Source organism: Halorhodospira neutriphila (assembly GCF_016584055.1).
GTDB lineage: Bacteria > Pseudomonadota > Gammaproteobacteria > Nitrococcales > Halorhodospiraceae > Halorhodospira > Halorhodospira neutriphila.
In genome coordinates this window covers 1-12,923 of sequence record NZ_NRSH01000062.1, presented here as the reverse complement: position 1 = coordinate 12,923, position 12,923 = coordinate 1, and the positions used below count along the sequence as shown (strand labels likewise).

Below are 12,923 nucleotides of genomic sequence, written 5' to 3'. Positions count from 1 at the left end.
CCGCCGCGAGGCGGTCGAGGAGGGCGTCGCCGAGGCCGACGCCCTGTGGGCCGAGGCCGAGCAGCTGCAGTCCGCCGAGCACGCCTACCGGCGCCGGGCGACGGAGCTCTCGGCGCGGATCGAGGAGGTGGCCCGGCGCTTCGGGGGCGCGCAGTGGACGAGGTTACGGGACTGGTTGGCCGCGATCGCGAGCTGAGCGCGGCCCGGGAGACCCTCGGCAAGGGCGCCAACCTGCTCGTCACCGGCGCCGCGGGGATCGGCAAGTCCGCCCTGCTGCGGGCGCTGTACCGCGAGCTCGGCGAGCAGCGCCCGTGCCTCTGGGTCCACGAGGGCTCGGCCAAGGAGCAGGCCTACGAGCTGGCGCTGCAGGCCCACCAGCAGGTCGGGCTGGTGGTCCCGGAGCGGCTCATCCCCCACCGCTTCCTCGGTCGCGCCCGGCGCGAGGGCGTCCACTGGCACTGGATCCAGCGCTCGGTGCGGCGCATGCCGGCCCGGGAGTGCGTCGCCCTGGTGGCGGACTCCTTAGCGCGCGCCGAGCCGCCGGCGCTGGTCTTCTTCGAGTCGCTGGAGCTACCGCCGGCGCAGGCCGACCAGCTCGCCGCCGTGCTCGAGGCGGCGCAGGTGGCGGCGGCCATGGACCGCACGAACCGCCGCGAGCGCATCCGGCGGCTGCTCTGGCGCTTCCCCGAGCGCGAGCGCCTCGAGCTGCGCCCGCTGCCCGGCGAGGCCGCGCGGGCCATCGCCGAGCGCTGGCTGGCGCATTACCCGGTGCGCTTCGAGCCGCCCCGCGTCCGGGCCGCCTTCCTCCGGGCCGTGGTGCAGGACAGCGGCGGCGTCCCGGCGGCCATCGAGGGGATGCTCGAGCAGGCCGCCAGCGAGCCGGCGGTGACGCGGGCGAAGGTGCGCGCCTTCGCCCACGAGGCGGGCGTGCGCTACCTGGACATGACGCCGGTGGTCGTCCTCGGCGTCGCCGCGATCATGGCGGCGCGCTACATTGCCCGGGGCGTGGGCTCGCGCGAGCTCTACGTCCTCGCCGGCGTCGGCATGGGCCTGGCCGTGGTAGTGCGCTTCTTCGTCATGCCCCTGATGAGCCGGAGGCGCTAGTGCTGGCGCCGACCCATCTGGCCGGTGGCCATCTCGCCTACCTCCTCGCCGCCTGGTGGAGCGGCCACGAGCCGGCGCTGCCCGAGGCCCTGGCGGCGGCCGGCGCGGCCCTGGCCCCGGACCTCGACAGCCGGCAGAGCCTCGTTGGCCGCGCCGTGCCGTGGCTCTCCGGGGCGCTGGAGCAGTGGGCCGGCCACCGCACCGCGGCCCACAGCCTGCTCGCCAGCCTCGCCGTCGCCGGGCTCGGCGGGCTGCTGCTGCCCCACGGCTACGCCCTGGCCGTCGCCGCCGGCTTCGCCTCCCACCCGCTGCTCGACATGATGACACCCAGCGGCGTGGCCTGGCTCTGGCCGGCGCGGGCCCGCTGCGTGCTGCCCGGCGACGCGCGCTGGCGCATGGAGGCCATGGGCCGCGGCGAGCTCGCCTTCCTCGTGGTCGTGGTCGCCTGCACCGCGCCCGCCCTGCTGGCCGCCGAGCGCGAGGCCGGGCTGCTCGGCACCGTGCGCGACGCCCTCGGCCGGATCGAGCAGGCGCGGCGCCACTACGACGCCCACAAGGGCGAGGCGGTTTGGTGGCTGCAGCTGCAGGCTCAGGACAACGAGGCCTTCCGCCCCGTCGAGGGGCGCTTCCGGGTCATCGGGCCGTACCGCGCCAACGGGCTGATCGTGGCCACCGCCGAGGGGCCGCACTCGGTCTGCCGGGCCGAGGCCTGCGACTGGTACGCCCAGCGCGCCGTGCTCGTGCGCGGCGAGGCGCAGGAGACCACCACGCGCCGGCTGGTGGCCGAGGCGGTGTCGCGGGTCGAGCTGCTGGAGGCCCTGCGCCCCCTGCAGGGGGCTGGGCGCGTCTACCTGCGCGGCCAGGTGACCGGGGAGGTGGCCGCGGATGAGCCGGCGATCGGGGAGACCGCCGACGGCGCCGAGCTGCGGTACGCGAGGCCGAAGCAGCTCGCGGCGCGCATGAGGGCGGCCGAGCTGGAGGCGGTGCGCCTCTCGGTGCAGGTGCGCCACCAGCCGGGGCAGCCCGTGCCGCAGCTGCACCCCCCGGAGGCCGAGGAGCCGCAGGAGCCGATCCCGCCGCGATTGGAGCGGCATCTGCCGTGAATTGGCACGATCCCTCGCGCACGGGAATAGCCAGCGCAACGCACGCGCCGCTTTGGGGAGGGGAGGCATGGATATAAGCCGCTGGCTGCACCCGGTGCAGTTGGTGTTCTACCTCGCCCGCCTGGGGCAGATGCTCGGGGTACGGCGCTGGCTGCCGCGGCTCACCCGCTTCAGCTGGCGCCTCGTGCACAGCCGGATGGCGGTGTTCTGGCTCGTGGCGGCGGCGGGCCTGATAGCGCCGTGGTGGTGGGTGCTGCAGGGCGGTTGATTGCCCTCACTGCCCGCGCCGAGAGGGGCACCGTCGGTGGGGGCAGGGCGGCGCGGGAGGCACGGGGCGCTCGCTCGAGGGGCGCTTGGGCTTGGCTGTCGGGTCCGCCTATAGTCGTGCTCATACGCTCCAGGAGGCGGCTCCCATGGGCCGAGTCACCCTCTACCTCGACGATGAGCATGAGCGCCGCCTCGAGCAGGCGACCCACGCGGCCGGCCTGTCCGTCAGCCGGTGGGTTGCTCAGCTGGTGGAGGAGCACGCTCCCCGCGCCGAATGGCCGGAGCCTGTCCGAGCGATGGCCGGGCAGTGGGAGGATTTCCCGACTGCCGAGGAGATCCGCCAGGAAGAGGGCACTAAAATCACCCCCTGACGTACTCCGGCCTAGCTCCTGGCAGGGCCCCCCGACAATCTGACCGCCGCCGCCGCGGCGCCACGGCCGGCCCAGGCTGCGCCAGGTCCGGCGCGGCGCCGCAGGTGGCTCTGGTTGTGCTGCCCAGTCCATTGCTGCCTTCGCTCTGGTTACTAGGATGAGCTGGCACAGGGGAATTGCGCGGTGGAGGTTGGGTGGGGCAGCATCGCGTATGCGATGCGCTCATTGGAGGAGCCGTGCAGCCCCGAATCTCTCTCTTGCGATACCTCATCTCGGCGATCGGATCTCAGCTCTGGCGCTGCCGGTTGGAGCCGTTCAAGCGCCTGGCGCTGACGCTCAAAGCGCACTGGCAGGGCATCCTCAACGCCTTCGGCTCGCGCCTGTCCAACGGTTCCGTCGAGGGGATGAACGCCCAGATCCAGGCGGCCAAGGCGCGCGCCCGAGGCTTTCGCACCACGCGCAACCTGATCACCGTGTGCTATCTCATCGGCGGCAAGCTCACCCATCTGCCAGCGTCACCCTACGGCACAACATGTAGGCCAGCGGCCGCCTGAGCTAATGACTGAGTCATCAACACAATCCGGGACGGCGCCCGGTTTATGCGACGGAGAGGTAAAGTGTGTAACTGCCCGTACGCAAGTGTACGCCGTATTTAATCCCAGCTTTAAATATTACATATTAGGAAAGATCCCTAATTCCAACTCTTTAATTGCAGTTCAACGGAACTGCTTGCATCAACGAAACTCCCAATCCAGCGCGCTAGGACCGCCCGATGCCAAGAACCGTCAATGCAGCTTTCTCAGATTTCCTCAAGAATAACGTAAATCTCGATGCAAACGTGAGCGCCAGTGCACGATCCAGTCGAGATTGGCTTTGGAGCCAACTACACGCATTTCCAAACAAACACGAGTCATTCCCGTTGTCCTATTCTGAAAAGGACATTCAGTTCGGATCATTTGCTAGAAAGACCAAGATCAGGGAACTCGACGACATCGATATCCTTTACTGCATGAAGAGCCAAGACGCGAAGTACTATGACTATAGCAACGATCACGTCAAAATCGAGGTAGCCAGGAATAGCCGCTTCTGGCCAATGCGGTTCGACGGTTCCTCCTTGCTGAACTCACGACTGGTAGTGAACTGCATTGTCAAGCACTTGAGAGACATCCCACAGTATGCGAAATCTGATATTAGCCGGAACAACGCTGCTGCTGTTCTAGACCTTACGTCCTATGCGTGGAGTTTCGATATTGTACCAGGTTTCTTTACGGCACCGGAGTCTGACGGACGAAATTATTATATAATCCCGAATGGCAAAGGCCATTGGCAGAAGACTGATCCGCGGATGGATCGTGATCGGGTGAAAAGACTCAACAGAGCGCACAATGGCAATCTCTTAAACGTTATCCGACTCGTTAAATACTGGAATCGCCGTCAAACAATGCCGACAGCCTCATCCTATCTCTTGGAAACCTTGGTCCTTGACTACTACGATGTTGCGCCGAAGATCGCATCCCAGTGGCCAGATTTGGAATTTAGAGAAGTTTTGTCGCATATTCCTACGATGATTCGGAAACCAATCTGGGACTCCAAGAAAATCGAAGGAGACATCAACACGCTCGATGTAAACGAACGTGACAGGGTCGCATCACGAGCGGAAGCTGACTTATCAACTGCGTCGGAAGCATGGTACGCCGAGAAACAGGGCAATCACGCTAAAGCGATTTCAAAATGGCAACGGGTATTCGGCCCGGCTTTTCCTGGCTATGGATAAACGTCATGACTAATAACGAGATTCTAGAGAGGCTCAAAAGTAAATACTATTTATACGCAAAACGGCTGTGGAGTATAGGAATAATTTTGCAGATTAGCGTGGCCATAGGCTCTGCCGCTCTGACTATTTTTGGTGTTCGTGATGTTTGGGCTTCGTTGTTCCTCGTATTGGTCGCAGCATCAGGTATTTTTGCTAGTTGGTGGGCTAGCAGGAGTCTCTCTGTGGCTGACACCCTACAGCGGTCTTTCGAGTTCGGTTCCCTTTTAGGTTGGGAGACGCGCAATACCTATATCCGAGACGCCTTGGCATCAGCTAAACTGGATGAATCCAATTTATTGGATGACAATGGTAAAAGCTACTGGAATTCCGTGGATTCGCCAGGCCCAAGACGTGTTTTAAATGGAGTCATAGAGTCCGCTTTTTTTAGTAAGCACCTGTCTAATTCGATGACTAGGATCTGCTACACATTGGCGACCTTGGTGCTAGTTTCTGCGTTTATCGCGCTCCTTGGAGTTGCCGAAAGCGGACTTCCCATGTCCCAGAAAGGTCGAATCGCTGGAGAGGTTGCAACGGTAGCCAGTTTTGTCGTTTTGGGCCGGATTCTCCAGCTTGGCTGGAACTACGCCGCATTCAGTAGCCACTGCGACAAGATTATCAATTACGCCGAACCTCTACTCGCAAAAAAAGAGCCATTATTGAGTGAGAGTGTTTTGGTTTTGAGTGACTACCAAGCCGGACGTAGAGATGCGCCGCCGCTTCCCGACAGGCTCTACAAATTGCGTCGAGCCAAGCTGAATCAGCTCTGGCAGATGAGCTATTATTAGTGGCCTCTCCGTGGATCGTGTGGGGCTGATCTCAAGGATCAAGCGCAACAATCTTTGAGCGGCATCACGGCACACACGCCTCGCCCTGCTCCTCAATGTCCTCGAGCCGCGACGGCCCGATACCGTCGATCCGATCTAGCTCATCGGCCGACTCCCACGGCCGCCCCTGGATGATGTCTTCAGCCCGTGCCGGCCCAACGTGGATGATCTCCTCCAGGGCGTCGGCGGAGGCGCGGTTGATGTTGACGCAACCGCTGCGCGCTGCCGGCTGCCGACGTTCGCGGCGGCCATCGCGCCGGCCGGTGGCGGCTGCGGCATCCCGTAGCTGGGCACCATCGAGCAGGAGGTGGACCGGCGCGTGATCGGAGACGCTGTCGCGGGCCTCTTCGTGGTTGATGTCGAGCAGCTCCGGGAAGCGCAGCACGCCCGAACCGTCTGGCCTCAGCCGGCTGCTGTCGTACCAGATGTTGTCGTAGAGCGAGGCGTAGCGGCCGTCCGTGGAGGAGAGCGTCGTCCCGTCGCGGGTGACTGCGGGCTTGGCCAGGGCGTCGAGCTCCCGCCAAGCCTCATTCCCAAGCTCCAAGTTGAAGTCCCCCATGAGCAGTCGGGTGCTGTCCGAGTAGGTTTCGTCCAGCCAGCGCCAGTACTCGTCGAGGGCGCGGATCTCCGGTGTCCGGTCCGAGACCGAGTCGCCGTAGGTGATGTGCACCGTAGCCGCGGCATAGCGCTGCCCGGTGTCCGTGTCGGCGAAAAGCGCCGAGTAGGGTGGCCGGGCGAAGGCGCCGCGCCGGTCGAGATAGACCACGGCGCCCTCGACGTAGGTCGCCTCGGCCTCGCGCCAGAGGAACCCGTAGTGCTCCTGGTAGCTGCTGGCGCCGAGGGCGTCGCTGGCCATCGAGCCCCACGCCTCGCCGGTGCGCTCCTCGAACCGGCGCTCGAGCCGCCCCAAGGCCGCCGGATCCATGAGCTCCTGGACGGCGAGCAAGTCGAAGCGCGAGGCCACGGCGGCCACGGCTGCCAGGTCCTTGCCGTTATCCCAGCCGAGGTGCTGGATGTTCCAGGAGCCGACGGCCAGGTCGGCGGTGGCCGTGGTGCTGGCGAGCAGGCCGGCGAGGGCGGTGGTGAGGGTGGTCGTGCGTGGCATAAGGGCTCTCCGAAAGGCACACAAGGGCCGTGGCGTTTTGCCTACCTGACTTGGCTTGCGGGCTTTCCCACGAGCGCTACGCTTCGAGGGTGCCAGCCTGACATCTCTTGGGGGTAGACAAGGAGGTCGGGATCGGGCTGGATCCGGGGGCGAGGCTACGGAGGGCCTCGCCCCGCTCTTTTCAAGCACCTTTGGCCGTGATCCCCTCAATCTCGCTGCGCAGCTCCGCTACCGTGTAGTTCCGCTTCGCCGGGATACGGATGAGCGGCAGGTCAGCAGCTTGGCAAGCCTCCTCTAGGAAGTCGTCCCGTCTCTTGCGGCGATCCTGATTGTGCGATTGGTCATCCAGCTCAATGACAGCCAAGAGCGATAGATCACTGGCGCGACAGAGCACAAAGTCAAAGTGCTTGGCATTGATCCGATTAAATGCCTGCTGCCAGCGCTTTCGGTCGCCTACGGATTTCACGGAAAGCACATCGGCTACTCGCACCTTGCCGAAAACGCGCAAACGCTCATCTATCGCCTGATCCAGAACTCCAAGGAAGGAACGCTCAGCGTTCGTGAAAAGCGATTCCTTCCTTTGGTAAGGAACCTCGGGAAGCTCTTGAGTGCCCAAGCCCCTTTTGATGAAGGCGATAACTATAGAGAAGAAGACCACCCCAATAATTAAAATAATTCCGGCGTCGATGATAGAGTTAAACTGGCTCATCAGGTTATCGGTCACCTCATTTACCCCTCTTCCAATGCCGTTGCCGCTTGTCACTAATCCCGCCGTATCGGCTTTTCTAATTTGCGCCAGGGGAGGATCCTGGTGCAGTCGGGCCAGTTACTCCCGTCGGTATCGAATGCCTCCTTATACTTCAGGGTGAAGGTGTTGATATCCCGCTGCGCTTCGATGAATTGTTGAATAATCCCCAAGCTGTATTGCAACATTTATTCGTATTTTTGGCCAACGCGCACCCGATATTCGAGTGGCTCTAGCGTACTCTTTTCGTTGATATCTCCAGAGAGCTCGAAATAGTGGCCGTCATGTGTATTCGGATCGAAATCGAAAACTCGAATTAGGTGGTAGTGAGATGAATTTTGCGCTGAGAACGCTGCTTCATTGCGCGACATATAAAACTCACTATCAATTCCGCCTCGAGTTGCCTTGACCTCGATATAGCGCGGTTCCCCGTCAATTGTCCAAGAGAGTATGTCATAGCCTGCCCCGTCGCCTTCGATTGCCGCCACGTGGCGAACGCGCTCGGCAAGATCGTGGCGACCGGCCTCTAGTAGATTTTGCTGTTCCTTGGCGAGAACGGCGATTTCAGCCTCGTACCCGAGTCGCCGATTGCGCGCATCCTGAGCGGCGTAATCGGGTTTCTTACGAGTACGGAACTTACTTTTTTCTAGGCCCGCACGCGATTTTTGGGCCGCCGGTGGTGCGGTCTCGGTAAGGCCCTTAGGCGTTGGGGGACTGTCGGTACTTTTCTCCGCGTCGCTCTCGCCAACGAGTTGGTCAGGATCGCTAAGCTCCAAGCCCATTTCGGTTAGAGGTACCTGATCCAGATCCCAGTCGAGCAGCTGCCATTGGAAATACACTGGTTTTTCGCGGCTCGCGTCGTGCGATAGATACTTGAGCCTCCCCAGGTACGTGTAGGAGCGCCGTTCGCTGGTACGCAAGAACAAGTGGATTGTGTTTTTCGTCTCGTCGTGGGCGATGAGCTTTCGGATTACATCGCTTTTTAGGGTCTGTTGCGGTTGGGATTGCCAAGTGAGCACACCGTCGCGGGTGATACCCTCATCGAAGACATGATCGCCCTGCGCCTGGCCGAAGGTGACGAAAAAAACGAAGTCTCCCGGGCGATCCGGTATTGCAATGATTCCCTGCAGTCCCCACGTGCCGGCTTGGGGTGTAAAATTAGTATAAGGTGAGAATATCGAATGAACTGACCTGCGGTCGTAATGGGCGTAGAGTTTAAGTTCTGGCATCCTTTATGGTATTCCTTGTATTATTTATAAGTATGAGAGCTTTTGTAAAGCTCCTACTATTGTGTTCGTTCAAGATGACGGCTATTTCCTGATTGCTGATATTCTGGCATCGATTTTCCGTCGCAATATATTAACCCGCTTTGGGTGTAATATTGCACTTTAAAATTGGGCTTACCTGGGGGGCGTGACTCGCTACGATAAAGCATGTTGGTAACTAATCCCCGCAGCCTGTCGCACCCCAACCATAGAAAATCACCAGTAGAGTGCCCGCTGAGATCCCTAGCCCGAGCAATGATATAAAAATCGAAACTCCCACCATCAAGTGGGTAATCCAGGCATGACGGTTGGAATCTTCGCGTTGAAGGTGAGAGAGATAACCAAAAAAGGCATTCGGAGAAATTGTCCAACTTATTGGGGTTTTTCGGTCTTTTCCATTTCGAGTGTAGCTTCTTAGCTCGTCGTAACTGGGATTTTCAAAAAGAGTTTCTCCTGCCCTATTAAGTTCTTTTTCCTCTAAACCTGTCAATTTAAGCGCGTCGTCATAGCTTAAGTCTCTCTTCAGGGTTTCTTCTATCAGAAGAATATAAGGATGGTCCTTCATGATAACTTCAAATCTTTTAGGTGATACTTTCTGTCGGCGCTCGCGGTAGCTATCGCACCGGCCGGTGGCGGCCGCGACATTCCGCAACTGGGCCCCGTCCAGAAGGGGATAGACCGGCGCGTGGTCGGAGACGCTATCGCGGACCTGTTTGTGGTTAATTCTTAGCAACTCACGGTAGAAGAGGACTCCCTGATCGGTGACCGCCAGCTGGTAGCGGCACGGCGCCAGAGGTGGTCGTAGCGGCTAGCGTGGGCGCCGTCGGTGCTCGATAGCGGGTGGCCGCGGCGATGGGCACCGGCCGGATCACTTCCTTGGGTGGTATCCAGATGAGGTGGTTCGGGCGAGGTTGAAGTCGCCCACGGGCAGCCAGCGCTCGGCCTGCTCTGGGTAGATCTCGCCGAGCCACGCCCAGTAGCGCCGCAGGATGCGGATCTTCGGGGTGCGGTCGGTGACGAGGTGGGAGACCAGCGACCCCCAATCCCGTTGCGTGGCGGCCTCCAGGGCGCGCTCCAGCTCGTCGTTGGTGGCGGCGTTGACGAGCAGGCACTCGCAGCAGTGTGCTTAGCGACTGGAGGTGTGGGCTCTTCCATGCCGATAGCGCTCCTGGAGGAGGGTGACCTACTCTCCCTATCGGGGTGGCCCTGGTAAGCGCATCCTGGGCAAAAGAGCATACACCTCGCTTGCGGGATATGACCATGGTCGAGGATCCGCTACGCATTGCTACCGACGAGCGCCTCGGCGCCTACCACTTCGGGCCCGCCCACCCCTTCGGGCCGGGGCGGATGCCCGCCTTCCTCGAGGCGCTTGCCGGGCTCGAGATCGACTACGCGGACCTGCCGCTGGCCGAGGCCGATGCGGCGACGCTGACCCGGTTCCACACCGCCGAGTACGTCGAGCGCGTCCAGGCGCTGGCCGGTACGGGGGCGCCCCTGGACCTCGGGGACACGCCGGCGATGCCAGGGATTGATAGGGCGGCGGCCCGGGTCGCGGGCACGGTCGCGGCGGCGGCCGAGGCCCTGGCGGCCGGCGAGGGGCGCCGGGCCTTTGTCCCCATCGCCGGGCTCCACCACGCCCGGCGCGACCAGGCGAGCGGCTTCTGCGTCTACAACGACTGCGGCATCGTCCTGGAGACGCTGCTCGCCGCCGGCGTGGCGCCGGTGGCCTACGTCGATATCGACGTCCACCACGGCGACGGCGTCTACGACGGCTTCGCGGCGGATCCGCGGGTGGTCTTCGCGGATATCCACCAGGACGGCCGCACCCTGTTCCCCGGCACCGGGGCCGCCGAGGCGCAGGGGGAGGGCGAGGCCGCCGGGACCAAGCTCAACATCCCGCTCGCCCCGGGCGCCGGCGACGAGGAGTTCGCCGCGGCGTGGGAGCGGGTCGAGGCGCACCTGGCGCGGTATCGGCCGCGGGCGATCCTCCTGCAGTGCGGCGCCGACGGCCTCGCCGGCGACCCGCTGGCAGGCCTGCGCTACACGGCGGCGAGCCACGCCCTGGCAGCGCGGCGGCTGCGGGCGCTGGCCGAGGAGTGGGCCGAGGGGCGGCTGCTCGCCCTCGGCGGGGGGGGCTACACGCCCGCCAACCTCGCCGCCGCCTGGACGGCAGTGGTGAAGGCGCTCGCATGAGGCGCCGGCGCCCCTGCAGTGGGCCGGTTGCCAGCCGGGCGGATCGAGCTCTTGCCGCGGTACCACTGAGCCGGGTGGCGGTGCCCACGGATAGCCCTGTACGGGTGCATCACATGCACGGGTGCCGCAGATGCACGGGTGCAGCAGTGGCAGCCGGGAGGTGCAGCAGCGGCAGGGGAGGGGGTGCAGGAGCGGCACCCTGGACGGGAAGGGATATCCGGTAAGGGATCCTCCAGCCTCGCCGCGACTTCTTGCCTTGTGGCACCATCAGTACTCATAAGGCCAACCTAGGGTTGGTCTCCAGGATGGAGACCACCAGGGAAGATCCACTCTCCAGGGAGGAGACACCATGCTGATTCTGACCCGCCGTGTCGGCGAGAGCCTGACGATCGGTGATGACATCAAGGTGAGGGTGACCCGAGTGCGCGGCCAGCAGCAGGTCCAGCTCGGCATCCTCGCGCCTGACGACGTTCCGATCTGCCGCGAGGAGATCGCCGAGGAGGAGTCGACCTCCTCGGATGAGCACCGCGAAGTGCATCGGCAGGCCTCATAGGCCACTACTCTGCGTGTCGTGTGCGAAGGCCGCGGCGGCAGATCCCGTCGCGGCCCTTCTCTGCCTGGACGGCACCGCGACAGGGACGGCTGTAGCGGGAGTCGGTCGCGCCGCGCTAGCGCCCGGCGCGCAGGTTGGTGATCACTCCGCTCGCCCGGCTATCGCCAGGCTCGCTCCGGGTGGTCGCGCCCAGCTGCCGCTCGGCGCGGTCGTCGTTGATCAAGCTCCGCGCTGCCCGGCCGGCGGCCCGGCAGCGCTCCGAGCAGGTCTCACCCAGCTCAAGCTAGGCTCGAAGTGGGTTGTGCTCGGCGGCGCCCGGCTGTCCCGGAGGATGCCGACAAAGCGGGCTCCTCTGCCGCAGCTCCTCTCGCGGAGGCTACGCCCGAGCGATGCCCCTGCGCGAGGATCTCCTGCCGAATGGATCCGCTTGACGAAGATCCAGTAGGCGTCGCCATGGAGAGCCTTCTTGAGGTGGACCTTGACCCGCAAAGGGCCCACCCCGTCCCGCTCGAAGACGTACTCGAACATGACGTTGAGCCTCCCGCGCTCGACCCCCTCCCGGAAGTGCCCATAGAAGTCGGGGGAGTCCGCGCAAGGCGCTACATCCCGGAAGAAGTTAAGGCCGATCATCGTCCGGGGATCCTGGCCGACGATGGCCCCCTCGGTCGCGTTGTACTCGAGGATGTTGCCCTCTGGATCCACCTGGATGGCCCCGAACGGCAGCCGGTCGAGCTGCTCCCGGTCCAGCCGGGCGAGTGCGTTCTCGATGTCCTCGCTGCCGAATGTGATGTGCTCCATGCTCAATCACCTCCCTGTATCAGGATCCCCGAGGACGCTGCCGAGGGGCCCCTAAGTGGAGAGCCGCCCCGGCTGATCGCTCCTATCAAGCAGGGTCCAGTCCCAAAGCTGGCACCTTAACCGATCACGGATCCTCGGAGGTAGACTGCGCCCGGCGGTTCCGCTGCAGGCCGTAGCTGCCTTGCTCTCTGCCTCTCCCTGAATGGTGGGTCTATTTGCCGCGGTTTCCTTCGGAAAGATCGGATCCCTTATACATTGCATGGTTTGAATGTGTCGCTGCACTATCTCCCTCGCGCAGAAGGGACTTGCGCAACAGAGGAGATAGAGGCATGGACGATCCCAGCCAGGAGCTCATCACCCAGGCGGTCCTCTGCATCCTGTACGTCGCTGAGGATCTCAAGCCGGAGCGCCCCCGCTCTGCTGCTACCCTCTTCGTCACGGCCTGGTTCCTCGAGTCCACGCTGGAGTAGCAGCGGCGCCAGGGGCCGCGGAGCCTGACGCCGCCTGACGCCACTGCTGAGCCCCTTTGCCCATCGAGCGCCTCAGCAGGGTCGGTCGCACCGCGCTACGCCCGGTGCGGAGGTTGTCTTGATGCTCCGCTCGCCCGGCTACCGCCAGGCTCGCTCCGAGCGGTCTCGCCAAGCTGACGCTCGGCTCGATGCTTGGCCTTGCTCAGCGGCGCCCGGCTGACGCCCGGCGCCGCTTCGCGTCTGCGGTGGGGTCGGCGTGCTCGGGCTCCGGCGCTTCGCGCCTGCGCTCCTGCGCGCGCCGCCCCCGCTGCT

16 protein-coding genes are annotated in these 12,923 nt (G+C 63.5%); 11 read left to right on the top strand and 5 right to left on the bottom strand.

The genetic code is table 11. The annotated features are described in order from the left end of the window. The 8 genes from CKO13_RS12715 to CKO13_RS06845 all read left to right on the top strand — a co-directional run. The coding region (locus tag CKO13_RS12715) for a hypothetical protein (protein ID WP_200258373.1) at nt 1–196 on the top strand (196 nt) is incomplete at its 5' end. Next, nucleotides 154–1,104: an AAA family ATPase gene (locus tag CKO13_RS12925; protein WP_200258370.1), complete on the top strand. Its 951-nt coding sequence runs from the start codon at nt 154–156 to the stop codon at nt 1,102–1,104. The genes CKO13_RS12715 and CKO13_RS12925, both read left to right, overlap by 43 nt. Next, nucleotides 1,104–2,207 carry a metal-dependent hydrolase gene (locus CKO13_RS06870; protein WP_200258358.1) on the top strand — a complete coding sequence of 368 codons (1,104 nt, stop codon included), beginning with the start codon at nt 1,104–1,106 and terminating at the stop codon, nt 2,205–2,207. The genes CKO13_RS12925 and CKO13_RS06870 overlap by 1 nt, the downstream gene beginning before the upstream one ends. Nucleotides 2,208–2,274: 67 nt before the next feature. After that, nucleotides 2,275–2,475, top strand: coding sequence for a hypothetical protein (locus tag CKO13_RS06865; protein WP_200258354.1), 201 nt, complete (start codon nt 2,275–2,277; stop codon nt 2,473–2,475). Between the two features lie 145 nt (nt 2,476–2,620). Then, complete coding sequence (locus CKO13_RS06860) at nt 2,621–2,845, top strand: CopG family transcriptional regulator (protein ID WP_200258351.1); 225 nt, start codon at nt 2,621–2,623, stop codon at nt 2,843–2,845. 194 nt (nt 2,846–3,039) lie between these two features. After that, complete coding sequence (locus CKO13_RS06855) at nt 3,040–3,399, top strand: transposase (protein WP_338034595.1); 360 nt, start codon at nt 3,040–3,042, stop codon at nt 3,397–3,399. 218 nt (nt 3,400–3,617) lie between these two features. Beyond that, complete coding sequence (locus CKO13_RS06850; RefSeq protein ID WP_200258348.1) at nt 3,618–4,619, top strand: nucleotidyltransferase; 1,002 nt, start codon at nt 3,618–3,620, stop codon at nt 4,617–4,619. Between the two features lie 5 nt (nt 4,620–4,624). Further along, nucleotides 4,625–5,443, top strand: coding sequence for a hypothetical protein (locus CKO13_RS06845; protein WP_200258345.1), 819 nt, complete (start codon nt 4,625–4,627; stop codon nt 5,441–5,443). 64 nt (nt 5,444–5,507) lie between these two features. On the opposite strand, the gene CKO13_RS06840 is transcribed toward CKO13_RS06845, so the two are convergent. The 4 genes from CKO13_RS06840 to CKO13_RS06825 form a co-directional block, all read right to left on the bottom strand. Then, nucleotides 5,508–6,587, bottom strand: coding sequence for a helix-hairpin-helix domain-containing protein (locus CKO13_RS06840; protein ID WP_200258343.1), 1,080 nt, complete (start codon nt 6,585–6,587; stop codon nt 5,508–5,510). Nucleotides 6,588–6,768: 181 nt separating this feature from the next. Beyond that, nucleotides 6,769–7,311: a DUF2726 domain-containing protein gene (locus CKO13_RS06835; RefSeq protein WP_200258333.1), complete on the bottom strand. Its 543-nt coding sequence runs from the start codon at nt 7,309–7,311 to the stop codon at nt 6,769–6,771. A 209-nt stretch (nt 7,312–7,520) separates the two neighbouring features. Continuing rightward, nucleotides 7,521–8,561, bottom strand: a complete 1,041-nt coding sequence (locus tag CKO13_RS06830) for a DUF3427 domain-containing protein (protein ID WP_200258331.1) — start codon at nt 8,559–8,561, stop codon at nt 7,521–7,523. 214 nt (nt 8,562–8,775) lie between these two features. Beyond that, nucleotides 8,776–9,162, bottom strand: coding sequence for a hypothetical protein (locus CKO13_RS06825; RefSeq protein ID WP_207132122.1), 387 nt, complete (start codon nt 9,160–9,162; stop codon nt 8,776–8,778). A gap of 689 nt (nt 9,163–9,851) precedes the next feature. On the opposite strand from CKO13_RS06825, the gene CKO13_RS06820 reads away from it, so the two are divergent. Both CKO13_RS06820 and CKO13_RS06815 read left to right on the top strand, forming a co-directional pair. After that, nucleotides 9,852–10,790, top strand: a complete 939-nt coding sequence (locus CKO13_RS06820; protein ID WP_242467934.1) for an arginase family protein — start codon at nt 9,852–9,854, stop codon at nt 10,788–10,790. A gap of 349 nt (nt 10,791–11,139) precedes the next feature. Beyond that, a complete protein-coding gene (locus CKO13_RS06815; RefSeq protein WP_200258327.1) occupies nt 11,140–11,343 on the top strand; it encodes a carbon storage regulator in 204 nt (67 codons plus the stop codon). Nucleotides 11,344–11,562: 219 nt separating this feature from the next. Here CKO13_RS06815 and pyp read toward each other — a convergent pair whose 3' ends face one another. Continuing rightward, nucleotides 11,563–12,141, bottom strand: a complete 579-nt coding sequence (pyp, locus tag CKO13_RS06810) for a photoactive yellow protein (RefSeq protein WP_200258325.1) — start codon at nt 12,139–12,141, stop codon at nt 11,563–11,565. 329 nt (nt 12,142–12,470) lie between these two features. Here pyp and CKO13_RS06805 point away from each other — a divergent pair, with 329 nt between their 5' ends. Continuing rightward, nucleotides 12,471–12,611 carry a hypothetical protein gene (locus tag CKO13_RS06805; protein ID WP_200258316.1) on the top strand — a complete coding sequence of 47 codons (141 nt, stop codon included), beginning with the start codon at nt 12,471–12,473 and terminating at the stop codon, nt 12,609–12,611. The last annotated feature ends 312 nt before the right edge of the window (nt 12,612–12,923 follow it).